Here is a 23,761-nt window from a genome sequence, read left to right as displayed (position 1 = left end):
TGGACCCGTTTACCGGGTCTGCTAAGAACCGGAGCCATGAGCGCGAAAGAGACAGAAGTCCTTATAATTGGTGCTGGCCCCGCCGGGGCATCGCTCGCGCTTGCCCTTGCAAAGGCGGGGTTCGAGACCCTGGTCGTCGATGCCCGCGACCCGAAAGGCAAACGCCCGGCGGACACCCGTAATTATGCCGTGGTGACAGGGAGTTGGCGCCTGCTGAAGCGGATCGGCATTGCCCCTGTGCTTGAAGGACAGACCCAGCCGCTTCATGGCCTGGAAGCCACCGATGGCGGGACCCACTGGTTCGGCCAGCCGCATGTCCTTTTCGACGACGAGGACCTGCCAGACCGCGAAGACGGCGAAACGCTGGGACACATGGTGGAAGCGCCCGTCCTTCAGGCAGCTCTTGATGCCGCCATGGCCGAGCAGGAGGGCCTTACCCTGCTCGCGCCCGCCCGTTTCGTCGGCTATGAGGCCGGTCCGGGCGGTGTCACCGTCACCCTGGACTCGGGCGAGACGATCCATGCGCGGCTTCTCATCGGCGCCGACGGGGTTAACTCACCCGTCCGCGAGGCGGCTGGAATTCAGACCGAAGGGCGCGACTACCAGAAGTCGGTCTTCGCCGCGAACGTCACCCTGTCGCGCCCGCATGACGGGATCGCACGACAGCTTTTCACACCGGAGGGCCCGTTCGCGACGCTGCCCCTGCGCGGCGATCGCGCCAATCTCGCCTGGTATATGAAGCGCGGGGCCGCCGAGGCGCTGGCAAAGATGACGCCGGAGGCCGTAGAGGCCGAGCTCAATCACCGCTTTGCCGACTTTGCTGGCGAGATGAAGATATACGGACCGATGGGCTCCTATCCCCTGATCCTGAAGATCGCCGAGCATATGGTGGACACGCGCGTGGCCCTGGTGGGCGATGCCGTGCGCCGGATCAACCCGCTGGCCGGGCAGGGGCTGAACCAGGGCTTTCGCGATATCGCCGCGCTCTATGATGCCATTATGGATGCCGACCGGGCCGGACTTGATATCGGATCGGAGCAGACGCTGTCGGCTTACCAGGCGTCGCGGCGCTTCGGCGCAAACACCGCCGCACTCGGCATGGATGTCATCGACCGGCTTTTCTCCAATGACTCGATGCTGACCAAGCCGGTCAGGAGTCTCGGCATGCTGGCGGCTGAGCGGATCGCGCCGGTCCGCAAGCGGCTGGCCGGCATCGCAAGCGCCTCATTTGAAGGGCTTCCAAGCCTGATGCAGCCGCTCGATGCGGCCTGATCAGCCCCACAGGAAAAGCCCGCCGAGGATCAGCAGCGGGATGACCGCCAGGCCGAACGTGTTACGGGCGAAGACGAATTTCTCGATCCAGGCGTCGAGGCGCGGATCGCCGCTGGACCGGGTCCTGGTGACCATCTCGACATTCTGACCTTTGATCTCTGTATCGTCGCTGATGATGTAGCTGGTCAGGGACCCTTCCGCGATGAGGCACCCGAAATAGAAGACCGCGGCCCAGGCAATCGCACCGAAAGCGACGGCCATGACCGTCCAGCCGATCTCGAATGCCTGGAATTGTCCGAGCTGCCAGAGCGACACGATGAGGACCGTAGCGCCGACGATCACGGCCAGCAGCATCAGGGATCGCAGCTTGCCAAAGTCGACGCTCTTTTCTTCTTCGGCCATGTCGCGTCCCCTCTTGCGGTCTTGCCAGTCAGGCGGCCTCGCCCAGCTCGCGCAGGTACTTCCATGTGTAGAGCCCGCTCGAATGCCCATCAGAGAAATGGATCCGTACGGCATAGCGCCCGACCGGATCGGCCTTGGTCACGCTGATATCATCGGCTAAGGGCGGCTGCGGCGGACGCGGCCCGGCGCCATGCCCGCGCACTTCGGCTGACGGGCTCTGCTCACGCAATTTCTTGAAAGGGATGTCGAACGTCGCGTCGTCCTCGAACGTCACTGACAGGACACCGGCTCCGCGGCGGAACTTCAGCTCTGTCGGCCATGGCATGACGGTCATCGCGACTAATCCTCGTCCAAGGCGCGCGCTTCACTTTCGAGCATGATCGGCAGGCCGTCGCGGATCGGAAAGGCGAGCTTGGCTTTCGACGAGACAAGCTCCTGCTTTGCCCGGTCATAGGTGAGGGGCGCGCGGGTCACCGGGCACACCAGCATTTCCAGCAGGCGCGGGTCGGTCTTCGCGCCAGCGTCCTCTGTGGGCGCCTCAGGTTCGGGTGAATTTGTCTCGTTCATTGCAGGGTCGATGAATCGTCGCCCGAGATGTCCATGTCAAGCAAGGCGATGAGCGCATCGCAACGCCCGCACAGGTCAGACGCCTCAAGCAGGGCCTGCTTTTCCATGGGCGAGAATGGGCAGCCCGCCGCCAGCGCATTGACCAGCGTCTCCAGCGGCGCGGTCTCGACGGCGTCCCAGTCCACCTCCATCTCATTTACAGCCACATATTTCTTGAGCGCTTCAGCCAGGTGTGCCCGGTCCGGCAGGCAGGTCGGCTCCGGTTCGCTCAGATCGGCGGCAAACCGGCTCCAGTCCGCGCGGACCTGACGATAGGGCGTGGTAACGTCGAGTTCCTCGACCACGCTGAACCGGCAAATGCCCGACAGGTTGATCAGGTAGCGCCCGTCTTCGGTTTCGGAATAGGAGGTGACGCGGCCCGCACAGCCTACTCGTGCAAGGTGCGGCGCCTGCTTGCTGCCGCCCGCCGGCTGGATCATGCCGATCAGCCGATGCCCCGACATCGCATCATCAATCATGTTGAGATAGCGCGGCTCGAATATGTTCAGCGGCAGGGACCACCGCGGGAAGACCAGCGCACCGGCGAGAGGAAACACTGGCAGCGTATCCGGAAGGTCTGCTGCCTTTCTGTAGCCGTGTCTGGTCATTGGAACGGGTCCTCCTGACAACAGCCCCTTCCCCCATGGTGGCGCGAAATGTCTGAAAGTCGAGGGCTGCGCCGCTAATTCGCTGCACTGTTTCAGCGAGGGCGAAGCTTTCAGGCCCCGCCCAGCCGTCAGGCGAACATCAGGGAAGACAAACGCCGGCGGCCCTCAATCGTTGCAGGCGATTTCGGCCCCGCAGCTTCGAACAGCTCAAGCAGCTTTGCTTTCGCCTTGCCGTCTTCCCAGGCGAGATCGTCGGCCAGGATTTTCAGCAGGTGGTCGGCCGCTTCCTTGTGCTTGCCACGCGCGATCAGCGCTTCAGCGAGCTCGAAGCGCAGCGCATGGTTCGAACGGTCTTCTGTGACCTTGTCGATCAATGCGTCGAGTTCGTCATCCTTTGGTGCATCGGCGCTCAACTCAATGGCCGTGCGCACGCCCTTGATCGCCGGATCAGACTGCTTGTCCGGGCCAGCCATGTCGAGAATCTGCGCGGCGCGTTCGGCATCGCCATTGGCAAGGTAGCAGCGCGCCAGGCCGGCGATCGCGGCAACATTCTTCGGATCGGCTTCGACGACAGCGCCGTAATACTGGGCGGCCTGGGCAACGTCGCCGCCCTGAAGCAGCTTGTCGGCCTCTTCGATGGCAGCCTGCAATTGCTGGCCCTGATCGGTTCCGCCGAGAATCTTGGAGATGAATTCGCGCAGCTGGCCTTCCGGCAAGGCGCCCTGGAAGGCATCGACCGGCCGGCCCTTGTCGAAGGCAAAAACGGCCGGAATGGACCGCACACCCAGCTGGCCGGCGATCTGCGGGTTTTCGTCGATATTGATCTTGACCAGCTTAACCTTGCCCTGCTGGTCGTTCACGACCTTTTCAAGCACCGGCGTCAGCGATTTGCACGGCCCGCACCACGGCGCCCAGAAATCAACGAGCACCGGCGCCTCTTTCGAGGCCTCGATGACGTCGGTCATGAAGGTCTGGTCGGTGCTGTCCTTGACGTTACCGCCCGGTGTGCCGAGTGAGATGTCTTCCATAGCAAAGCGCCTTTCGAACTTGTCGCCGCGAATTTGGGATCAGACCCGGAAAAACGCAACATCGCGGGTTCATTCGGGCAGCACCTCGTCCGGCGGCTGTGCTATGAAGTACCGCATGGACCCAAAGATCACCGGCTTTGACAGGATCAAGTACCTGCTTGTCGCGCTTGGCGGTGCGGCGGTCGGTGGCGTCGTGATGTTTGGACCGGCAGAGCTGCGAGAAGAGATCCCATGGCACCGCGAACTTGGCATGGGGTTTATTGCTTTTGCCGCGCTGATGCTCGCCGCGCTTTTCTTCGTGCGCGCCAAGGCCCTCCTCCTCGCCATCGTCTCCGGACTTGTTGCGGCCGGTGCCATCTTCACGGGCGCCGCTGGCGAAGACCTTGCGACCTGGCAGCGCGGCCTCTTCATCCTGCTGGGGGCCGGCGGCGGCATCTTCGCCATGGCGTGCCTGGTCAGCGTGTTTTCTGGCGAGGACCCGTCGGCCTGATCAGCCGGTCACAAGCGACGCAAAATCGACTTCTGTCATCTCATGGCCAGTCAGGGCAACGAATTTACGGAAATCCTCTCTTGGGATGGCGGTCGTTGCTGTGTTCACCAGCGGGTGAAAATTCAGCGGATCGCACCGCATCAAAGCCGCATCCACGATGAACCGCACGCGCTTGCCTGTGTCGTTCATCAGCGCGAAGGCGGTAACAGAGCCCGGCGTCACGCCAAGGCATTCCACCATCAGCTCGGCACTCGCAAAGGAAAGCCTCCGCGTACCGATCAGCTTGTGCAGCTGGTTGAGCTTCAGCTCGCTGTCGGCATGCGCGGAGATAAGGACGATGGTCCCGTCCTTGTCCTTCATGAACAAATTCTTGGTATGCCCGCCCGGCATGCTGGCCTTCAGGTCGCGCCCCTCCTCGACCGTAAACGTCGCCTCATGCCAGCGGGTCTCATGGCGAAGGCCATGCTTATCAAGAAAGGCGAATAGGTCGTCAGGGCTTGCGGTCATGGCGGTGTTTCAGGCAATCAGGGCTTGACCGTCAAGCAGGGGCCACTGCGAATGAGTGACAATTGGGGTCTTTATTGTGCAGATATGGCGGGCCACACCGCTTTCATTCTGTTTGATGACGGAATCTCCGACGAAGTAGATGACCTGCCACAGTCATTCGGGTTGAAGATCCGGGTGAAGCTCAAAGATCCCCGGCCCGACGGCCTGACGACGAACGAGGAAGCGCCCACGCTGAATGAGCTGGAAGACCGGATCAAGGAACGTGTTGGTGACCGGGGCGGCATCCTGCTTGGCCGCGTGACCACGAACAGCATCCGCTGGATCCTCGGCCTAGTCCATTCCCCTGACGTTGAGCCCGATATCCGGGGCGTACTGGACGCGGCCGGCTACACCGCGGACATTTTCATTTCTCCCGACCCAAAGAAGAGCGTGTACTGGGACGATCTTTATCCCGACGTCGAAAGCCGTCGCGTACTGAAAGATATGCTGGTGCTGGAGCAATTGGCCGAGCATGGCGACGATCAGGATATCGTTCGACGGGTCGATCACTGGTCGTACTTTGGAAGCAAATCGACAGCACAATTGTTTCGCGATCGGCTGGAGAGCGACGGTTACTCAATCGCGGCGTTCGAAAAGCTGGGCCCGCCCCTGAAAAGAGAGTGGCTTGTCCATAGCCATAATGAGTGCTCGATGCGCCTGTCAGACATTACCCGCCACACCCTGCGCCATCTCAGGAGTGCCATTCATTATGGCGGCAGGTATGATGGCTGGGAAACGCGCGTCGAACGTAATGAAGAGGCCTGACTTATGCACCTGGATTGCTACAAGATCTATGACCGCGCGCCGGAGATCGTGCCCGGCCGCTCGCAGCGCGAATGGATGGATGCCTTCCCGGACCGTCACCCGTATCGCTGCCTGCCGCTGACCATGGCAAACTCCACCGGCTGGGAAATCCTTTGCCCGATGGATCTCAAGATCGTCTGGGATGGCGGGCCGATGGAGCACAATCTGCACCTGTTCACCCGCAAGGCCGACCAGCGCTACTTGCCCTCCTTTGCCGACAGCCACTTCCGGCGCGGCATTGTGACCATGCATACCGGCCACCTGTTCCGCACGCCGCCCGGCTGGGGCATCTGGGCGTCCGGCCCGCCCAACTTCCCGAAGGATGGCATCGCGCCGCTGACGGGCCTCGTCGAGACAGACTGGCTGCCCTTCCCCTTCACCATGAACTGGCAGATGACCCGGCCCGGCGAAGTCGTCTTCAAGAAGGGCGAGCCCTTCTGCTTCATCATGCCCTTCGAGCATGGCAAGACCGAGCAGATCCAGCCCGAGCGCAAGATGCTGCACTCCAATCCGGAGCTGGAAAAGGAATATCATGCCTGGCAGACCAGCCGCGGCACCTTCAATGAAAAGCTCAAGGCGCTCGATTCCGAGACGGTGAAGGCCGGCTGGCAGCGCCATTACATGAAGGGCCAGAAGGTCACGGGCGACAAGGCCGAGGCGCACCAGACCAAGCGCCGCCTCAAGCCGCCCGTGGACGTGTGAGCCCGCAGGGCAGGGGCGTACGAAGACCGATTGCACCTTTGCGTGCGAATCCCCCTTGCAAGCCCTCCGCTTTTGCGCTTAAAGCCGCGGTCTCGCTGGTCGGCACGTGCTGGTCAGCTACCCCATCGGATGCGGGCGTAGCTCAGGGGTAGAGCACAACCTTGCCAAGGTTGGGGTCGTGAGTTCGAATCTCATCGCCCGCTCCAGTTTTTCTGCACACGCGACCGGCCGACATGCGCCTGTCTTGCGCCTTTAAGGTTGGCGCCACATGTTTTGTGCCGGAAGGAGTGATCATGACTGAAGCCATCATTTATGCCATCGGCGATGTGCATGGTGAGGCTGAACGCCTGATGGCGTTGCATGAAGCGATCTTCACCCGCCACGCATCGCGCAGCGATGACCGTCCGATAAAAATCATCCACCTCGGCGACTATGTCGACCGGGGGCCCGACAGTGCTGGTGTCATCGAGATACTGCGTGATCTCGAGAAGCGCGCAGATGCCGGAATCGTCAATCTGCGCGGCAATCATGAGCAGATGATGATCGATGCTTATGACATGGGCTCCGATGAGCGCCTGCACTGGTTGATGAATGGCGGTGACGCGACGATCGAGAGCTATGCGCGCCGCGGCTTTTCGGATCCGCCCGAGGCGGACCTCGACTGGCTGCGCAATCTGCCGACGTTACACCTGGAAGCGGATTCGAAGATCGCCTTCGTCCATGCCGGCGTCGACCCGCGCACCTTCCCCGATTGCGAGGAACGCATCCACATGTGGACGCGCTCGCCGCGCTTCATGGACCCGAGCCGCTGGGATATAGGCGGCCTTGATGGCTGGCGCGTCGTGCACGGCCATACGCCCACCCAGGATTTCGAGCCGAAGGTCGCGGGCGAACCGGCGCGCCGGTTCAATCTCGACACCGGCGCGGTCTATGGCGGCAAGCTGAGCGCCGGCATCTTTGCGCCCGGCGAACCTGTGGAGTTCCTCTGCGTCTGACGCTCAGCTCTTGCCACAGAGAACAAATGCGGAAAATTTGGGCGGTGTTAACCGAACCGGGTTTCAGCTTCGCCTATGACAGACGCCATTCGCATACTCGGAATCGACCCCGGCCTGCGCAATACGGGCTGGGGCGTGATCGAACAGGCCGGCTCCAGGCTTTCCCACATCGCCAATGGCGTGATCCGGATCGACCCGAACCTGTCACTGGCGGCGCGGCTGGGCGGCATTCACCGCGAGATCTCCGACCTCGCCAACGCCTACTGGCCAACCTGCGCGGGCGTTGAGGAAACACTGGTCAATGCGAACCCCCGATCGGCGCTGAAGCTTGGCCAGGCCCGAGGCGCGGCGATGGCAGCGCTTCACAGCGCCGGGCTTGCCGTCCATGAATATTCCCCGCGCACCATCAAGCTCGCCGTGGTCGGCACGGGTGGGGCGGACAAGACGCAGGTTGCCTTCATGGTTTCGCGGCTGCTGCCAACCGCCGGAAAGCTGGCTTCTGACGCCTCCGACGCGCTCGCCTGCGCCATCTGCACCGCCCACCATGTCACGACCCGAACCCGGGGGGCGGCATGATCATCGGCCGGTTGAGGGGTGAGATCGCGACGGTCGGCACCGACAGCGTGATGATCGATGTCAACGGCGTTGGCTATGTGGCGCTGGCCGGTGGACGGCTGCTTGGCAAGCTGCAGCCCGGCAAGGAAGCAACGCTGCATATCGAGACGCGTGTTACCGAAAACTCCATAACCCTCTTTGCCTTTGAATCCGACGAGGCGCGCGCCTGGTTCGTCCGCCTGCAGGATGTACCCGGCGTGGCTGGCAAGTCTGCCATGGCGATCATGGACGCGCTGTCGCCTGCCGAACTGCAGGACGCCCTCGCGCTGGGAGACGCCGCCTCGATCACGCGCGCCAAGGGTGTCGGCAAGAAGCTGGCCGAGCGCATTGTCGGCGAACTGGCCGGAAAGGCCCCGCCCATGGGCCGCTTCGGCGCTTTCCGCCCGCATACCGAAGCCAATGGCGCAGCCCCCGAAGCCGCCATAGCGACCGGCACGCGCAGCGAAACGATCTCGGCCCTGGTCAATCTTGGCTATTCCCAGTCCGATGCGGCCCGCGCCGTCGCCACGGCCATTCGCGAAAAGCCTGACGCCGATACCGGCGCCCTCATCAAGGCGAGCCTCAAGGAGCTGGCACCGTGAGCCGCGAAGGCAGCCTCAACGATCCTGAACGCCAGGCCGGCGATGCGCTCGACCGCGCGTTGCGCCCGCAGAGCTTCGCCGACTATGTCGGTCAGGAAGCGATCAAGTCGAACCTGAAAGTCTATGTCGAGGCTGCGCGTGGGCGCGGTGAGGCGCTCGACCATGTCCTGCTGTTCGGCCCGCCCGGCCTTGGCAAGACGACGCTTGCGCAGATCGTGTCGAAGGAACTCGGTGTCGGCTTCCGGTCCACCTCCGGGCCGGTGATCGCGAAGGCGGGTGACCTCGCCGCGATCCTTACCAATCTCGAGGAAAACGACGTCCTCTTCATTGACGAGATCCACCGCCTGCCGCCCGCCGTGGAGGAGATCCTGTATCCCGCCATGGAGGACTATGCGCTCGACATCGTGATCGGGGAGGGGCCGTCGGCGCGGTCGGTCCGGCTGGACCTTGCCCCCTTTACCCTTGTCGGCGCGACAACCCGCGCGGGCCTGCTCGCCAATCCGCTGCGCGACCGGTTCGGCATTCCGATGCGGCTCAACTTCTATGAGCCAAAGGAGCTTGCCCGCATCCTGATGGCCGCAGGACGCAAGATGGGCGCCGACCTGTCGGAAGATGGGGCGCTGGAAATCGCAGGCCGGGCGCGCGGCACACCCCGGATCGCGATCCGCCTCCTGCGCCGGGTCCGCGACTTTGCCGAGGCCGAAGGCGCCCGGATCGACAAGGCGGCGGCTGGCCGGGCCCTGTCACGCCTTGAGATCGACGAAGACGGCCTCGACGCGCTGGACCGGCGCTACCTTGCCGCCCTGGTGAAAACCTATGCCGGCGGGCCAGTTGGCGCCGATACGCTGGCAGCCGCGCTGTCTGAAGCGCGCGATGCCGTGGAAGACGTGATAGAACCCTTCCTCATGCAGAAGGGCTATGTCGCACGAACGCCGCGCGGACGCATCGCCGCCCCGCTTGCCTATGAGCGAATGGGCCTCTCCGCACCGGACATCAAGAGCCAGCCAGGGCTCTTCACCGAGAAGTAAGGGACACATCGAGGATGCTGGACGGATTGCGGGATTTGGCTCAGGCGCTGTCGATCGCGCTGTTCGGATTTTCCAGCGGCTGCGCCTGGATTGCCGCCATTGTGGCGCCGAACACATCATATGACCGGCTCGACTACAGCCGCGCTGACGGCCATGTCCGGCTGTTGCTGGTCAACGCCTCCGGACATGTTGCCTTTGTTCTGTTGGCCGCGTCTGCGCTGGCTTTTCTGTCTGGAGCCGTCGGTGCGGGCATTGTTGGCGCGCTGGCCGCTGGCGGCTTCTTCTCCAACCGCTGGACGCTCGCCCCGCGCACCAAGGCCGAGAAGGCGCCGAAGGGCATTCGCGCCCGCGACAAGACAAAACGCGTCGTGGCCGTCTCGCTGACGCTGATCTTTACGCTGGTGGCCGTGATCGCGACGGCACTGGCCATCGCCCGGATCTAGCTACTGCTGGACCAGCCAGAGCACGCCGATTGTATGCAGGTAGAGGAATGCCTCGGTCGAGCGGCGGGCGGCGCGCATCGCGACTTCACCGGCACGCTTGCGATTGACCGCAATCATCAGGACGCAGGCCACGAGGCCCGGAATGACGATCCACCAGGCTATCGCGAAGGCTGCAATGACGGACGCAATCAGGATCGCATAGGCCACCGCATCGAGCGCCCGGGCCGTGAATTCGTGGTGCCGGCTGAACGTGTTCAGGAGTTTCGGATTGCGATGCAGCTCGTCAGCGTCGATCGCAAATACGCGGTCCTCTTCCTGCTGGAAGCGGACCACCCGGGCCGGACGACCCTGGTCATGGGGATTCGGAGCTGTTCTCAGGAACATGGGACAGGACCTCTTCTTGGATCCGACCATAACCCAAAGCCCTTAACGCTTGTTCGGTGAAACAAATGGAATTTTCCGATTGCCCGGTAAGCTTCGTTTAAGCCGTTTCCGACCGCGCCTTTATCGATAGCGCATGCAGCCCGGCTTCGAATTCCTCGGCCAGCGCCTTGTTCACCGCACGCTGGATGGCGACGCGGTTCATGCCGTCAAACTGGCTGGAAACGATCTTCACTGTATAGTGGGTCTCGCCTTCCGGGCTGGCACCGGCATGGCCCGCATGTTTTGCACTGTCATCGATCACTTCCAGCGATGACGGGGAAAAAACCTGCATTAACCGGGTCCGAATCCGTTCTGATCTGCTTGTCAATTCTAGCCTCGTTAACGTCTACGCACTATGTTCCTGCGCCATGGCTGACGCATTCTCATACCGTGTGAAGTTCACCGATATAAGGGTCAAACCGCCCAAGGAGGATACCGAACGGCAGAAAGCAGCCGAGACACGCGAGTGTCATCGGGAAGGCTGCGACCTGGCCGGCTCGCATCCGGCGCCCAAGCCGCGCGGGCTCGAAGGTGTCTACTGGTTCTGCCAGGCGCATGCCGGTGAATACAATCGCAATTACGACTTCTTCGCCGGCATGTCCGAGGCTGAACTCGCGCAGTTCAATGAAATGGCGCGCCACGGCTTCCGCAAGACCTGGAAGTTCGGCACCGGCCCGATGGGCAAGGACAAGGCCGCTCAAGCGCACGACCCTCGCCACTGGCGGGGCCGGGACTTCTTCGAAGAGAACTCTGCCGCCCGAAAGGCCCGGCGCAAGGAGCAGCAATCCGCGGGTGTCACCAACCGTGCCCTGCAAGAGCTTGACCTCGAACCGGGGGCAACAGCCGTCGAGATCCGCACGCGCTACAGCGAATATATCCGCAAGTTTCACCCCGACTCGAATGGCGGCGACCGCTCGACCGAGCACATGCTGGCCCGTGTCCTGCGCGCCGGCAAAACGCTCAAGGCGGCGGGCATGATGAAGGGCTAGGCTTTTCAAGCCGGCTTTTTCCTGCACAAAGCGCCCATGTCCTTCGACGTCTCGATCATCACCCTCTTTCCGGAGGCCTTTCCCGGCTTGCTGGACGTGTCCATTCTTGGGCGCGCCAGGGCCGAGGGCATCTGGTCGCTGGATGTGACCGATCTCAGGACGTTCGGCCTTGGCAAGCATCGCCAGGTCGATGAAGTCCCCGCAGGCGGCGGGGCCGGCCTTGTGCTGCGCCCGGACGTGGCTGCCGCTGCGATCGACAGCCTGGAGCGCAATGACCGCCCGCTCATCTATCTCAGCCCGCGCGGAAAGCGGTTCGACCAGGCCATGGCGCGCGAATTCGCCGCCGGGCCGGGCCTGATCTGCTTTTGCGGGCGGTTCGAGGGCCTCGACGAGCGGGTGATCGAAAAGCGGGACATGATCGAGGTCTCGCTCGGCGACTTCGTGCTTGCCGGAGGCGAAGCCGCTGCGCAGGCCGTGATCGAGAGCACGGTGCGGCTGCTGCCGGGCGTTGCGGGCAACAAGGCTTCGCTCGAAGATGAAAGCTTCTCGAACGGGCTATTGGAATACCCGCAATATACTCTGCCCCGCGTGTGGGAGAATGAGGGCACGCCCGAGGTGCTGCTCTCGGGAGATCATGGGAAGATCGCCGAATGGCGGCTCAACCGCAGTAAACTGTTGACAGAAGCCCGCCGTGTCGATTTATGGGCCGCTTACCTCAACGGGCAAGATTTACGAGCGTCGGAGACGGACGATGAACATGATTGAGCAGCTCGAAGCTGAAGAAGTGGCCCGCGTCACTTCCGGCAAGGACATTCCGGAGTTTTCACCCGGCGACACGGTCTCCGTGAACGTGCGTATTCGCGAAGGCGACCGTGAGCGCGTGCAGCGTTTTGAAGGCGTCTGCATTGCCCGCGCCGGTGCCGGCATCAACGAGAACTTCACGGTTCGCAAGATTTCGTTCGGCGAAGGCGTCGAGCGTGTCTTCCCGGTCGTCTCGCCGATGATCGAAAGCATTGAAGTCAAGCGCAAGGGCCATGTCCGCCGCGCGAAGCTCTATTACCTGCGCAACCTGCGCGGCAAGTCGGCCCGTATCGCAGAGCGGACCACCGGCCACGGCGTCGAGACCCAGGAAATCACCGTTTCCAAGACCGAGCGTCAGCGCCAGCGCGCCGAGCAGAAAGCCGCCCGCAAGGAGCAGGCTGCCAAGGACCGCGCCGAGCGCGAGGAAGCCAAGCGCAAGGAAGAGGCGGCCGCTGCAGCCGCTGCTGAGGCCGAAGCCAAGGCCGCTGAAGAAGAAGGCGGCGCCGAGGAATAGGCCGCTTCCTTTTTCGCAAGACAGATCGAACCCCGCCCTCAACCGGCGGGGTTTTTTCTTGGCCGGTTCCCGGGCGGCATCCCGACATGCTTGACGCCGAATTTACCTCGGCACAGCGCTTGCAATTCGGTCCTCAGAACAGGCATTACGGCAGGCTTTTCCCGGAATCGGACAGGCCCGGCAGGTTTGCCCGCTCGCCTGCGACGCGAATTGCCTTCGGTTCTGGGCGTTCGTTTCGTATACGAAACAAAGAGTTGAACGCGATGGCCGCAGAGCCGGCCCTCTCGCAACGGGGAAAGTAGAATGACGTTGAACTCGAAACTTCTGTTGAGTGCCGCCCTGATTGCAGCGCTTCCGTTGACCGCCCAGGCCGATGGCGAAAAGGGCACCTGGGACAAGGAAGCGGTCGGACAGCGCTATGTGCCGGCCGGCTCCGACACCGACGAGCGCATCCTGACCGAAGAACAGGTCCGTGACATTGTCAGGCGCAGCGGCAATGAGGGCCCGGCCGATGTGCGCTATCTCGGCGGGCCGGAAAAGGCCGTCGACAGCGAGCTTTGCTGCGAGACTGTCGAGGAGCAGGTCACCGAAGAAACCGAAATCGAGGAAACGACCACCTATTTCGACGCCGTCACCCGGCGCGACATCATCCAGCCGGTTGAGCGCACCATCATCCAGCCGGTCGAACGCCGCATTGTCAATGAGCGCGTCGAGGATATCACCGAGCCGACCCGCTATGAGGAAGAGCGCCTGCCAGTCCGCTATGAGAAGGACCCGGTCCCGCCTGTCCGCGAAACCGTCACCGAGGATGTGACCGTTGAGGAAGTCGAGGACGTCACGGAGTCCTATTATGACGTCGTCACCCGCCGCGACGTGATCCAGCCGATCGAGCGCACCACCATCGTGCCGGTCAAGCGCCGTATTCTGCGCCCCGTCACCGAAACAATCGTCAACGACACCCGCTACGAGACCCGCCGTGCGCCGCTCATCATCGAAGCCGACGATGTCCCGCCGGTGAAGGAAACGATCACCGAACAGGTCAATGAAACCCATCGCGAGGACGTCAACGAAACCGTTGTCGACGCCGTGTCCGAGCGTAACATCTACCAACCGGTCATTCGCACGCAGGTGCAGCCGATCGAGCGTCACATCCTGCGCCCGCAATCGGAAACGGTGACCAATCCGGTCCGCTACGAGGAAGAGCGTCTGGCCAAGCGCGTGGAGACCAAACAGGTCGCGCCTGTCCAGGAAAAGATCATCCCGAAGGTCACCGAGCGCACCGTTCTCGAAGTGCAGGACGAGTATGCCGACCAGATCCGCCGCACCGTGATCCAGCCTGTTGTCATCACCAATGTCCAGCCGGTCGAACGCCGCATCCTGCGTCCGCAGACCGAGACCATCACGGCCCCGACCCGCTATGAGGAAGAGCGCCGCGCGGTCCGCATGGAAATGCAGCTAATCCCGGAAACCCGCGAGACCTATCATGAGCAGGTGACCGAAGAGTATCGCGAAGAGGTCAGCGAGACCTATTTCGACGCGGTGACCGAGCGCCATGTGATCCAGCCGGTCACGCGCCGCATTATCCAGCCGGTCGAGTATCGCTATCCGAACCCGGTGACAGAGACCGTCACCGCCCCGACACGCTACGAAACACGCCGCGCCTCACTGGTTGTGCTGCAGGTCGGCGAGAGCTGCGGCTGCAACTAGGCCGCCATCGCAAGACTCATCCTTGAAACAAGGGCCGGCCCGCAAGGCTGGCCCTTTTGGCGTCTGCTGTAACGCGCCGCGAGGCATATCTTGCCTATTCGGATGAGACATGGTGTTTTGCGCCGCAACAGGAAGTGGACCCCATGGCAGGCAAGACACTCTACGACAAGATCTGGGATGCGCACGTCGTCCGGACCGATCCGGACACCGGTGAATCGATCGTCTATATCGACCTGCACCTCATTCATGAGGTGACGACCCCGCAGGCCTTTGCGGGCCTGAAGGCCAATGCGCGCAGCGTGCGCCGCCCGGAACTCACACTCGCCGTTGCCGACCACAATACACCGACCGAAAACCAGGCCGCTGGCCTCGCCGGGGTCAAGGACGAAGCCGCCCGCAACCAGCTGACGGCGCTGACCCGAAATGTCGCCGAGTATGGCATCGAGTTTTTCCCGATGGGCGACATCAACAATGGCATCGTCCATGTCGTCGGCCCCGAACAGGGCCGTACCCAGCCCGGCATGACCATTGTCTGCGGCGACAGCCACACCTCCACCCATGGCGCGTTCGGCGCCCTGGCCCATGGCATCGGCACCTCCGAGGTCGAGCACGTTCTGGCCACGCAGACGCTGCGGGCGCGCAAGTCGAAGAACATGGCGATCGAGGTCAGCGGCGAGCTGCGCGAAGGCGTGACCGCCAAGGACCTCGCCCTGCATCTGATTGCCGTCATCGGGACCGCTGGCGGGACCGGTCATGTCATGGAGTATCGCGGCAGCGCCGTCGAAGCGCTGTCCATGGAAGGGCGGATGACGCTCTGCAACCTCTCCATCGAGGGCGGCGCCCGCGCGGGAATCGTTGCACCGGACGAAAAGACCTTCGACTACATGAAAGGCCGTCCTTCGGCGCCCAAGGGTGCGGCCTGGGACATGGCGCTCAATCACTGGCGCACGCTGAAATCCGATCCGGACGCCGCGTGGGACCGCGTCATCGAAATCCGCGGCGAAGAGGTGGAGCCCACCGTCACCTGGGGCACGAGCCCGGAACAGGCGATTCCGCTGTCGGCCAAGGTGCCGGACCCGGCGAGCATGCGCGACCCCGTCAAGAAAGCGGCTGCCGAGCGCGCGCTCGACTATATGGGCCTTGAGCCCGGCGCCCCGATTACAGGTACGCCGGTGCAGCGTGTGTTTATTGGATCCTGCACCAATTCCCGTATCGAGGATTTGCGCGCAGCGGCAAGAATTGCCGAAAACTCAAAGGTTGCCGAGGGCGTTCGCGCCATGGTCGTACCGGGCTCCGGCCTTGTGCGCGCGCAGGCCGAAGCCGAAGGGCTCGACAAGGTCTTCATCGAGGCAGGGTTTGAATGGCGCGAGCCGGGCTGCTCCATGTGCCTTGGCATGAACCCCGACATCCTCGCCCCGGGTGAGCGCTGCGCCTCAACCTCGAACCGGAATTTCGAGGGCCGGCAGGGCCGGGGCGGTCGCACGCATTTGATGAGCCCGACGCTGGCAGCCCGCGCTGCGATCAATGGCGTGATCGGCTAGGACCGGCAGGCCAGTCAGATGTGAGGGCCGTGTCCATCCGGTCCGGTTCAGCTGGCCTATTTCGCTCCCGCCTGACATATAGATCCCAGAGGGAGAGACGACATGACCAAGACAATTGACCTGACCGGTGGGGTGACTCTGGATGGCCCGCGCGGGCGCACCTATGCCTCCATCCTTGAAACCGTGGGCTCGACGCCACTCGTCGCCGCGCCGAAATTCGCCGCTGCGAAGAACATCAAGGCGGATCTTTTCTTCAAGTGCGAGTTCTTCAATCCGCTCGCCAGCGTGAAGGACCGGATCGGTCTCAACATGATCCTCGCAATGGAGTCGGCGGGCACGATCACCCCCGGCAAGTCGACCCTGGTCGAGCCGACTTCAGGCAATACCGGTATCGGCCTGGCTTTCGCCGCCGCCAATCGCGGCTACAGGCTGATCCTGACCATGCCGGAATCCATGTCCATCGAACGGCGCAAGATGCTCGCCTTTCTCGGTGCAGAGCTTGTCCTGACGCCGAAGGAAAAGGGCATGAAGGGCGCTATCGCCAAGGCGCAGGAGATTATCGAGACAACGCCCGGCGCTGCCATGCCGAGCCAGTTCGACAATCCGGCCAATCCGGCGATACACGAGAAGACAACCGCGCTGGAAATCTGGGAGGATACAGGCGGGGCGGTCGATGCCGTGATTGCCGGGATCGGGACGGGCGGCACGCTGACCGGTTGTGGCCGTGTCCTGAAAACAAAGAAGCCATCGCTGCAGATGATCGCCATTGAGCCTGAAGACAGCGCGGTCCTCTCCGGCCATGAGCCCGGCCCGCACATGATTCAGGGCATCGGCGCGGGCTTCATTCCGCAGAATGCCGATACCAGCTTGATTGATGAAGTCGTCACCGTGACCAATGAGGAAGCCTTCGCCACGGCGAGAGAACTTGCGCGCCTTGAAGGGATTCCGGGCGGGATATCGTCCGGCGCGGCCGCTGCGGTCGCGGCAAAGGTGGGGGCGCGTGAGGAATTTGCGGGCAAGACGCTCGTCGCGATCCTGCCGAGCTTTGCCGAGCGCTATGTTTCGACGGCCTTGTTCGAAGGAATCTGAGGCGACGCCCGAATGATAGACGCACTCGACCATATCGTCCTTGTCTGCCCGGAGATCGAGGCCGGTGTGGCCATCTACAGTTCACTTCTCGGATGTGAGCCCAGCTGGCGGGCCAGGGCTGACGGCGCCGCTACAGCACTGCTCAGCGTCCAGAATACAGCCTTAGAACTGATGGCCCCGTACGGGGCCGGCCCGGTGGCCGACAGATTGCGCGAAATCATCGCGGAGCGCGGCCCCGGGCTGACCAGTCTTGCCTTCCGGACCGGCGATATTGCCGGAACGCACCACAAACTCGCCCGCAGGGGCCTTATGCCCGACGATATTACGGATGGCGAAAGCACGAATCTCGGCGATTCCTCCGTCCGGCGCTGGAAACGCTTCCGCTGCAGCGATGAAGCCATGGCCGGAATCAAGACCTTCATCCTGCAGCCGGAATCCGCACTCAAGATCGCCAAGCCAGCGTCTGGCGCGGTGCAGTCACTCGACCATATCGTGATCAACACGCCGAATCCTGATCGGGCCCTCGGCCTCTATGGCGCAAAGCTGGGTCTTGATCTGAGACTTGATCGGACGGCTGAGCAGTGGAAAACGCGCTTTCTCTTTTTCACGACAGGCGGGCTCACCTTCGAGGTTATTCACCGGCTTGGTGAGGCGCATGATCCCGATGGGCCAGACTCGATATGGGGCCTGACCTGGGCGGTTGACGATCTTGCCGCCACCCATGCCCGCCTAAGCGAAACCGGCCTCGACATCTCAGACATCCGTACCGGCCGGAAACCCGGTTCCTCGGTCTTCACCGTCCGGAATGGCACACTTGGCGTGCCGACCCTGTTCATTTCACATTCGCCGCGATAAAGAGCCTGCATGAAAGCCTTCACGACCCTGACCTCCACCGCCGCTCCGCTGACCCATCACGGCCGGCTGATGGCCAATGTCGATACCGACATGATCATCCCCAAGCAGTTCCTGAAGACGACGGAGCGCGAGGGCCTGTCGGAGGGTCTGTTCTATGAACTCAAGACCAAGGCTGATGGCAGCCCGGATCCGGACTTCGTGCTGAACAAGCAGGCCTATGCCAAGGCGGGCATCCTGATTGCAGGCGAGAATTTCGGCTGCGGCTCCTCGCGCGAACATGCGCCATGGGCATTGCTGGACCAAGGCATCACTTGCGTGATCGCCCCCTCCTTCGCCGATATCTTTCACAATAACTGCTACAAGAACGGCATCCTGCCGATCCAGCTCCCCTTCGAGATCTGCGAGCAGCTCGCCGGTCAGGCCGGCGGCGCGAACCACAAATTCACCGTCGACCTGCAGCACCAGCTCATCACGACGCCGGATGGCCAGGAGATCAGTTTTGAAGTCGACCCCGGGCGCAAGGCAAACCTGCTGGAGGGCCTGGACGAGATCGGCCACACGCTGAATGCCGCGAGCGCCATCGAAGATTTCGAAACGCGCCGCAAGTCGGCCATGCCCTGGCTTGCTGCCGAGGCCAGCTAGGGCCGTTCGACCGCCATGAAACGCCAGACCGTTCTTGCCCTGATTGCCAGCCTGCTCTTCGCAACCGCCTGCGCGACGGATGTTCTGTCGACCGAGCCGGAGGTCGATATCGACCCGGACAAGGTCAACAACCCGACCTATCCGCCCGAGGATCCGGAATGATTGTCATCGAGGGCACCGTGCGCATCGATCCCGCCCGCATCGAACAAGCCCGGCCCGAAATGGAAGCGATGATCAAGGCGAGCCGCGCCGAGCCGGGCTGTATCGACTATGCCTACGCCATCGACATGCTGGATCCGGGCCTTGTGCGGGTCGCAGAACGCTGGGAAAGCCGTGAGGCGCTTAAGGCGCATTTCGCCAGCCCCCATATGGCCCATTGGCGCAGTGTGATAGCCGGTCTCGGACTGACCGACCGGTCCCTGCGCCTTTATGAAGCCGACCCGGAAGATATCTGATCGCAAGTCCGGTCTGGACATTGCGCACCATCCCCGCCTAAAGCGACATCCGACATGACACAGACACTCCTCCTCCTCCCCGGTGACGGCATCGGTCCTGAAGTGACCGCGGCTGCTCAGCGCATCGCCGAACTTGTTGCTCCGGACGTCACGATTGAAAGTGCCCTTGTGGGCGGAGCGGCCATCGACGCCTCGGGCGTGCCGCTCACCGATGAGACGCTGGACAGGGCCAAGCGGGCTGACGCGGTCCTTCTGGGTGCGGTTGGCGGACCCAAATGGGCCGACGTTGACCGCGACAAGCGCCCGGAAATGGGCCTGCTGGGCCTTCGCAAAGGCCTCGATGTCTTTGCAAACCTGCGCCCTGCCTATTGTTTCGAAGCGCTGGTCGATGCCTCCAGCCTGAAGCGCGAGCGCATTGAGGGGCTCGACCTGATGATCGTGCGCGAGCTGACATCGGGGGTCTATTTCGGCCAGCCGCGCGGCATCGACACTGACAAGAACGGTGTGCGCCGCGGCTATGACACATCGGTCTACACCGCGCCGGAAATCGAGCGCGTCACCCGTGTCGCCTTCGAAATCGCCCGTGGCCGCGATGGCCGGGTCTGCTCGGTCGAGAAATCAAACGTCATGGAAAGCGGCCTATTCTGGCGCCAGGAAGTGACCGCGCTCCACAAGACTTTCGGCGAGGGTGTCGAGCTCAGCCACATGCTGGCCGATGCCTGCGCGATGGAGCTGGTGCGCAACCCCAAGCAGTTCGACGTGATCCTCGCCGACAATTTGTTCGGGGATCTCCTGTCGGACGAGGCGGCCATGCTGACGGGGTCGATCGGCATGCTGCCATCAGCGAGCCTCGGCATTGAAGGCACGCCCGGCCTGTTCGAGCCGGTTCACGGCTCGGCGCCGGACATTGCAGGGCAGGGCCTTGCCAATCCGTGCGCGGCGATCCTGTCGCTGGAGATGGCGCTACGCTGGTCGCTCGGCCGCCCGGACGCCGCCGACCGGGTGATGAAAGCCGTCGCCGACGCGCTGAAATCCGGCGCGAAGACCCGTGACCTTGGCGGCGACATGTCCACCACCGCCATGACGGACGCGATTATCGACTGTCTGTAGATACGCGGAACGGCGACCTGATCCTAGCTGTAATCGGCAATCCGGCTCATCAGCTGGCCGCGGAATTCGAAGAAGCTCGCCCCGCGCACCTTGATCGTCTCGCCAGCCTTCACGCCATTCGGCAGGTCGACAGCTGCCTTGCCCTCGAACTCGATCTCGGCGGCGGCCTTGCCCTGGCCGATCACCAGGCTGACCAGCTTCTGGCGCCGGTATGAGAAGGCGTTTCCGGACAATTCGGCGACCTCGCCCATCTTGTCCCGCCCCTCAAGCGTCATGGTCTGGCCGGAGTTCGAGATGTTCTCGAAGACGACATCCTCGGTCACGCAATCGAGCATGCCCTCGATATCGCGGGAGTTGTAGGATTTGATATATTTCGAGATCACGTCTTCGATCAGGATCGTCTCCATCGGTGATGCGTTACAGGTGGCGCACTCAACATTTGCCGAAAGTGCATTACATGCAGGTGAAATCAAGCCTGAGACTGCGGCGCGGCCATTCGGGCCGCTGACGCAAAAGACTGACAATTGATTGAGAAGCGGCCTTTTCTCGGCTATTGGGGGCGCTTCGGAAAAGGACAGACAATATGGCACTCAAAGTCGCAATCGTCGGCGCAACCGGAAATGTGGGTCGCGAGCTCCTCAATATCATGGAAGAGCGCGATTTTCCCGCAGATGACGTCTTCGCTGTCGCCTCACGCCGTTCGGTCGGCCGTGAAGTCAGCTATGGTGACCGCAAGCTGAAATGCCAGGTCCTCGATGACTTCGACTTCTCAAAGGTCGATGTCGTCCTCATGTCAGCTGGCGGCAGCACATCGCGCCAGTGGGCAGAGAAAATCGGCAAGACCGGCGCTATCGTCATCGACAATTCCTCAGCCTGGCGCATGGACCCGGACGTCCCGCTGGTCGTGCCGGAAGTGAATGGCGAGGATGTGCTCGGCTATTCCAAGAAGAACATCATCGCCAATCCGAACTGCTCGACAGCGCAGCTCGTCATGGCGCTGAAGCCCCTGCACGATGCCGCCAGCATCAAGCGCGTCGTTGTCTCGACCTACCAGTCGGTGTCCGGCTCAGGCAAGGCGGGCATGGACGAGCTCTGGAACCAGACCAAGGGCATCTTCGTCAACGACCAGCCCGAACCGCAGGAGTATCCGCGCCAGATCGCCTTCAATGCGATCCCGATGATCGGTTCCTTCCTCGACAATGGCTTCACAGACGAGGAGGCCAAGATGTGGAACGAGACCCACAAGATGATCGACCCGGCCATCAAGCTGACGGTCACCTGTGTGCGTGTTCCGGTCTTCGTCGGGCACTCGGAATCGGTGAACATCGAATTCAACAAGGCGATCACGCCGGAAGAGGCGCGTGAGGCCCTGCGCAATTTCGATGGCGTGCAAGTGATCGATAATCCGGAAGAAGACCAGTACATCACCCCGGTCGAATGCGCCGGTGAATGGGCAACCTTCGTTTCGCGCATCCGCAAGGATGACACGGTCGAGCACGGCCTGTCGCTCTGGGTCGTGGCCGACAATCTTCGCAAGGGCGCAGCGCTGAACGCTGTCCAGATCGCCGAGGAGCTGATCAAGCGCGGCGTGCTGAAGCCTGAGAGCGTGAACGCCTAGAAAACGGGCAAAGGCGGGGGCACCCGCCAAACCTCAAAAGACTGAAAGCGCTGCCTGTCCGGGCAGCGCTTTTTCTTTTGGCGGCCGGCACTTTCCAAGAGCAGCATTGGCCGCAAGAAACAGGTAGCCATCAGCTTGGCGTGGTACTACTTGCCAGCGCATGACGCGCGAGCTTCGCCTTGGTTTTCTATGCGCCCTGGGCGCGTACCTGCTCTGGGGCGGGTTGCCGCTCTATTTTCGCGCGCTCGACCATATCGAACCGCAGGAAATGCTGGCCCATCGCATCCTGTGGGGCCTTCCGACCGGACTGGTCTTCATCATCATTGCGCATCGCTGGAAAGAGTTTCGCGGCGCGCTCACGCGGTCAAACCTGACCTGGCTTGCCCTATCGGCCATACTCATCGCGACCAACTGGCTGATCTATATCTGGGCCGTTTCCGCCGAGCGGGTGACCGAAGCCAGCCTGGGCTATTTCATCAATCCGCTGGTCAGCGTCCTGATGGGAATGGTGTTCTTCTCCGAGAGCCTGCGCCGGGCCCAGTGGGTCGCCATTGCCATTGCCGTTGGCGGCGTCAGCGTGATGACATGGGAACTCGGCCGCCTGCCCTGGGTCTCGCTTTGCCTCTGCTTCAGCTTTGCCTCCTATGGCGCGGTCCGCAAGAAGGTCGCGATCGACAGCCGGGCCGGTTTCACCATTGAGACAGCCATTCTCGCCCCGCTGGCCTTCGCCTGGCTGACCTGGTTCCAGTCAACGGGGCAAGGCGGCTGGGTCGGTGACTATGGCTGGGACTGGCTCACCCTGCCGCTGGCCGGGCCGATCACCGCCGTCCCGCTGATCCTGTTTGCCCTCGCCGCCAAGCGGCTGAAACTCGCGACGATCGGCATGATGCAATACATGACGCCCACCTTGCAGTTTCTCATCGCCGTGCTCGTCTTCCGCGAGCCTTTCAGCAGCGTGGAGGCTATCGCTTTCGGTCTGATCTGGACGGCGCTGATTGTTTTCACCACCGACAGCGTAATCGGTGAACGCAAGGCACGACGCCTCGCGCGGGCAGCGCGGCTGGCGGAGTAGGGGGGCCAAAAAAGGGAAACCCCGGCTCCATGGGGGACACGAAGCCGGGGCAGTGTATGATGGTGAAGATGGGAAGTCCAAATTCCCCCGCAAAGAAGCAAGTCCCGTGCCAAATTCTCCCCACAGGGGAATTTCAATTTTCGGAAAAATTTCATCCCGGGTGTGTAGAAATCGCTATCCATAGGGCGATGGATGCCAGCGCGGCGGCAAAGCCGATCCGAACGCCAAGCGCCTGTCTCCACTCCGAAATTTTCTCGCCAAGGCCTGAGCCGAGCAGGACCAGTAAAACGTGAACGGCAATCGCCACGGCGATGTGCAGGCTTCCCAGAATGAGAACCTGTCCCGCAACAGGCCACTGCTCGCATGTTGCGAATTGACCCACCACAGCAACGTAGAAGACGAGCGCCTTGGGATTGAGGAGGTTGGCAATGAAACCGCGCCGGAATCCGGCCATGTGATCGGCCTCGCCGACGGCTTTCTCGCCGCCATCGGCAAACGCCTCCCAGGCGAGGTAGAGCATGAAGGCCACCCCACCCCAGCGCAGCGTGTGATAGATGGCCGGATTGGCCGATACGATGGCGGAAACCCCCGTGGCCGCTGCGACCAGCTGCACCGCGAGACCGAGCGTGATCCCCAGCACGGCCATGAACCCCGTCCGCCGGCCCTTCTGAGCCGAGAGCGCGGTCAGCCAACCCATGTTCGGGCCGGGCGTCAGCTCAACGACAGCCATCGCGACAAGGAATGCAAGCCAGTCAATGTTGCAAGGCACGTTGGTCTCCGGAATTATACTGGATTCAGACCGTTTCTGGACTGTTTTGGTACCGG

32 protein-coding genes and 1 tRNA gene are annotated in these 23,761 nt (G+C 62.5%); 23 read left to right on the top strand and 10 right to left on the bottom strand.

What is annotated here, in order from left to right; translation table 11 throughout:
- Positions 1 to 36: 36 nt before the first annotated feature.
- Positions 37 to 1,272, top strand: coding sequence for an FAD-dependent oxidoreductase (locus D1227_RS03200; protein WP_119403741.1), 1,236 nt, complete (start codon positions 37 to 39; stop codon positions 1,270 to 1,272).
- Here the strand turns inward: D1227_RS03200 and D1227_RS03195 are convergent, their stop codons facing one another.
- From D1227_RS03195 to trxA, 5 genes are all read right to left on the bottom strand, one after another.
- On the bottom strand, positions 1,273 to 1,674 hold the full coding sequence (locus D1227_RS03195; protein ID WP_119403740.1) for a hypothetical protein: 402 nt from the start codon (positions 1,672 to 1,674) through the stop codon (positions 1,273 to 1,275).
- Positions 1,675 to 1,702: 28 nt separating this feature from the next.
- Positions 1,703 to 2,008 (bottom strand): gamma-butyrobetaine hydroxylase family protein, encoded by a 306-nt coding sequence (locus D1227_RS03190; protein WP_119403739.1) that lies wholly within the window; start codon positions 2,006 to 2,008, stop codon positions 1,703 to 1,705.
- Between the two features lie 5 nt (positions 2,009 to 2,013).
- Positions 2,014 to 2,241, bottom strand: a complete 228-nt coding sequence (locus D1227_RS03185; RefSeq protein WP_119403738.1) for a Trm112 family protein — start codon at positions 2,239 to 2,241, stop codon at positions 2,014 to 2,016.
- The gene (locus tag D1227_RS03180) at positions 2,238 to 2,888 is read right to left on the bottom strand and encodes an LON peptidase substrate-binding domain-containing protein (RefSeq protein ID WP_119403737.1); all 651 of its coding nucleotides are present in this window, start codon (positions 2,886 to 2,888) and stop codon (positions 2,238 to 2,240) included. The genes D1227_RS03185 and D1227_RS03180 overlap by 4 nt, the downstream gene beginning before the upstream one ends.
- Before the next feature lie 128 nt (positions 2,889 to 3,016).
- On the bottom strand, positions 3,017 to 3,916 hold the full coding sequence (gene trxA / locus D1227_RS03175; RefSeq protein WP_119403736.1) for a thioredoxin: 900 nt from the start codon (positions 3,914 to 3,916) through the stop codon (positions 3,017 to 3,019).
- 115 nt (positions 3,917 to 4,031) lie between these two features.
- Here trxA and D1227_RS03170 point away from each other — a divergent pair, with 115 nt between their 5' ends.
- Positions 4,032 to 4,406, top strand: coding sequence for a hypothetical protein (locus tag D1227_RS03170; RefSeq protein WP_119455209.1), 375 nt, complete (start codon positions 4,032 to 4,034; stop codon positions 4,404 to 4,406).
- Here D1227_RS03170 and D1227_RS03165 read toward each other — a convergent pair whose 3' ends face one another.
- On the bottom strand, positions 4,407 to 4,913 hold the full coding sequence (locus D1227_RS03165) for a prolyl-tRNA synthetase associated domain-containing protein (RefSeq protein ID WP_119403734.1): 507 nt from the start codon (positions 4,911 to 4,913) through the stop codon (positions 4,407 to 4,409).
- Positions 4,914 to 4,964: 51 nt separating this feature from the next.
- Here D1227_RS03165 and D1227_RS03160 point away from each other — a divergent pair, with 51 nt between their 5' ends.
- The 8 genes from D1227_RS03160 (at position 4,965) to D1227_RS03125 (ending at position 10,120) form a co-directional block, all read left to right on the top strand.
- The gene (locus D1227_RS03160; RefSeq protein WP_119403733.1) at positions 4,965 to 5,717 is read left to right on the top strand and encodes a DUF695 domain-containing protein; all 753 of its coding nucleotides are present in this window, start codon (positions 4,965 to 4,967) and stop codon (positions 5,715 to 5,717) included.
- A 3-nt stretch (positions 5,718 to 5,720) separates the two neighbouring features.
- Entirely contained in the window at positions 5,721 to 6,458 is a 738-nt protein-coding gene (locus D1227_RS03155) for a DUF6065 family protein (RefSeq protein WP_119403732.1), read from the top strand.
- Between the two features lie 131 nt (positions 6,459 to 6,589).
- Positions 6,590 to 6,664 (top strand) — tRNA-Gly (locus D1227_RS03150).
- An 87-nt stretch (positions 6,665 to 6,751) separates the two neighbouring features.
- A complete protein-coding gene (locus D1227_RS03145) occupies positions 6,752 to 7,453 on the top strand; it encodes a metallophosphoesterase family protein (RefSeq protein WP_158586554.1) in 702 nt (233 codons plus the stop codon).
- An 87-nt stretch (positions 7,454 to 7,540) separates the two neighbouring features.
- On the top strand, positions 7,541 to 8,029 hold the full coding sequence (gene ruvC, locus D1227_RS03140) for a crossover junction endodeoxyribonuclease RuvC (protein WP_119404022.1): 489 nt from the start codon (positions 7,541 to 7,543) through the stop codon (positions 8,027 to 8,029).
- The gene (gene ruvA, locus D1227_RS03135; protein WP_199288299.1) at positions 8,026 to 8,649 is read left to right on the top strand and encodes a Holliday junction branch migration protein RuvA; all 624 of its coding nucleotides are present in this window, start codon (positions 8,026 to 8,028) and stop codon (positions 8,647 to 8,649) included. The genes ruvC and ruvA overlap by 4 nt, the downstream gene beginning before the upstream one ends.
- Entirely contained in the window at positions 8,646 to 9,677 is a 1,032-nt protein-coding gene (gene ruvB, locus D1227_RS03130) for a Holliday junction branch migration DNA helicase RuvB (protein WP_119403730.1), read from the top strand. Before ruvA ends, ruvB begins: the two co-directional genes overlap by 4 nt.
- A 14-nt stretch (positions 9,678 to 9,691) precedes the next feature.
- Complete coding sequence (locus D1227_RS03125; RefSeq protein WP_119375735.1) at positions 9,692 to 10,120, top strand: hypothetical protein; 429 nt, start codon at positions 9,692 to 9,694, stop codon at positions 10,118 to 10,120.
- Here D1227_RS03125 and D1227_RS03120 read toward each other — a convergent pair whose 3' ends face one another.
- Complete coding sequence (locus D1227_RS03120) at positions 10,121 to 10,504, bottom strand: hypothetical protein (RefSeq protein WP_119375734.1); 384 nt, start codon at positions 10,502 to 10,504, stop codon at positions 10,121 to 10,123.
- Between the two features lie 97 nt (positions 10,505 to 10,601).
- Positions 10,602 to 10,835 carry a BolA family protein gene (locus D1227_RS03115; RefSeq protein ID WP_233349431.1) on the bottom strand — a complete coding sequence of 78 codons (234 nt, stop codon included), beginning with the start codon at positions 10,833 to 10,835 and terminating at the stop codon, positions 10,602 to 10,604.
- A gap of 76 nt (positions 10,836 to 10,911) precedes the next feature.
- Between D1227_RS03115 and D1227_RS03110 the strand changes: the two genes are divergently transcribed.
- The 11 genes from D1227_RS03110 to leuB all read left to right on the top strand — a co-directional run bounded on the left by D1227_RS03110 (position 10,912) and on the right by leuB (position 20,246).
- The gene (locus D1227_RS03110; RefSeq protein WP_119403728.1) at positions 10,912 to 11,532 is read left to right on the top strand and encodes a J domain-containing protein; all 621 of its coding nucleotides are present in this window, start codon (positions 10,912 to 10,914) and stop codon (positions 11,530 to 11,532) included.
- A 36-nt stretch (positions 11,533 to 11,568) separates the two neighbouring features.
- A complete protein-coding gene (trmD, locus tag D1227_RS03105; protein ID WP_119403727.1) occupies positions 11,569 to 12,297 on the top strand; it encodes a tRNA (guanosine(37)-N1)-methyltransferase TrmD in 729 nt (242 codons plus the stop codon).
- Positions 12,284 to 12,847, top strand: a complete 564-nt coding sequence (gene rplS, locus D1227_RS20440; protein WP_119403726.1) for a 50S ribosomal protein L19 — start codon at positions 12,284 to 12,286, stop codon at positions 12,845 to 12,847. The genes trmD and rplS overlap by 14 nt, the downstream gene beginning before the upstream one ends.
- Before the next feature lie 303 nt (positions 12,848 to 13,150).
- Positions 13,151 to 14,554 (top strand): hypothetical protein, encoded by a 1,404-nt coding sequence (locus tag D1227_RS03095; protein ID WP_119403725.1) that lies wholly within the window; start codon positions 13,151 to 13,153, stop codon positions 14,552 to 14,554.
- Between the two features lie 143 nt (positions 14,555 to 14,697).
- On the top strand, positions 14,698 to 16,095 hold the full coding sequence (leuC, locus tag D1227_RS03090) for a 3-isopropylmalate dehydratase large subunit (protein ID WP_119404020.1): 1,398 nt from the start codon (positions 14,698 to 14,700) through the stop codon (positions 16,093 to 16,095).
- Between the two features lie 102 nt (positions 16,096 to 16,197).
- Entirely contained in the window at positions 16,198 to 17,184 is a 987-nt protein-coding gene (gene cysK, locus D1227_RS03085; RefSeq protein ID WP_119403724.1) for a cysteine synthase A, read from the top strand.
- Positions 17,185 to 17,196: 12 nt separating this feature from the next.
- The gene (locus tag D1227_RS03080) at positions 17,197 to 18,039 is read left to right on the top strand and encodes a VOC family protein (RefSeq protein ID WP_119403723.1); all 843 of its coding nucleotides are present in this window, start codon (positions 17,197 to 17,199) and stop codon (positions 18,037 to 18,039) included.
- A gap of 9 nt (positions 18,040 to 18,048) precedes the next feature.
- Positions 18,049 to 18,681: a 3-isopropylmalate dehydratase small subunit gene (gene leuD / locus D1227_RS03075; RefSeq protein ID WP_119403722.1), complete on the top strand. Its 633-nt coding sequence runs from the start codon at positions 18,049 to 18,051 to the stop codon at positions 18,679 to 18,681.
- A gap of 15 nt (positions 18,682 to 18,696) precedes the next feature.
- Entirely contained in the window at positions 18,697 to 18,843 is a 147-nt protein-coding gene (locus D1227_RS19880) for a hypothetical protein (protein WP_158586553.1), read from the top strand.
- Positions 18,840 to 19,136 (top strand): putative quinol monooxygenase, encoded by a 297-nt coding sequence (locus D1227_RS03070; protein ID WP_119403721.1) that lies wholly within the window; start codon positions 18,840 to 18,842, stop codon positions 19,134 to 19,136. Before D1227_RS19880 ends, D1227_RS03070 begins: the two co-directional genes overlap by 4 nt.
- A gap of 54 nt (positions 19,137 to 19,190) precedes the next feature.
- Positions 19,191 to 20,246 (top strand): 3-isopropylmalate dehydrogenase, encoded by a 1,056-nt coding sequence (leuB, locus tag D1227_RS03065; protein WP_119403720.1) that lies wholly within the window; start codon positions 19,191 to 19,193, stop codon positions 20,244 to 20,246.
- A gap of 23 nt (positions 20,247 to 20,269) precedes the next feature.
- On the opposite strand, the gene D1227_RS03060 is transcribed toward leuB, so the two are convergent.
- On the bottom strand, positions 20,270 to 20,653 hold the full coding sequence (locus D1227_RS03060; protein ID WP_233349433.1) for a nuclear transport factor 2 family protein: 384 nt from the start codon (positions 20,651 to 20,653) through the stop codon (positions 20,270 to 20,272).
- A 176-nt stretch (positions 20,654 to 20,829) separates the two neighbouring features.
- On the opposite strand from D1227_RS03060, the gene D1227_RS03055 reads away from it, so the two are divergent.
- Positions 20,830 to 21,864, top strand: a complete 1,035-nt coding sequence (locus D1227_RS03055) for an aspartate-semialdehyde dehydrogenase (RefSeq protein WP_119375721.1) — start codon at positions 20,830 to 20,832, stop codon at positions 21,862 to 21,864.
- 160 nt (positions 21,865 to 22,024) lie between these two features.
- Positions 22,025 to 22,936 carry an EamA family transporter RarD gene (gene rarD, locus D1227_RS03050; RefSeq protein ID WP_119403719.1) on the top strand — a complete coding sequence of 304 codons (912 nt, stop codon included), beginning with the start codon at positions 22,025 to 22,027 and terminating at the stop codon, positions 22,934 to 22,936.
- A gap of 151 nt (positions 22,937 to 23,087) precedes the next feature.
- On the opposite strand, the gene D1227_RS03045 is transcribed toward rarD, so the two are convergent.
- Positions 23,088 to 23,705, bottom strand: coding sequence for a LysE family translocator (locus D1227_RS03045; RefSeq protein ID WP_119403718.1), 618 nt, complete (start codon positions 23,703 to 23,705; stop codon positions 23,088 to 23,090).
- Between the last annotated feature and the right edge of the window lie 56 nt (positions 23,706 to 23,761).

This window comes from Henriciella mobilis, from assembly GCF_003576315.1.
GTDB classification, from domain to species: Bacteria; Pseudomonadota; Alphaproteobacteria; order Caulobacterales; family Hyphomonadaceae; genus Henriciella; species Henriciella mobilis.
The sequence above is the reverse complement of the archived record's forward strand: the minus strand, read 5'-3'. Positions and strand labels throughout refer to the sequence as shown.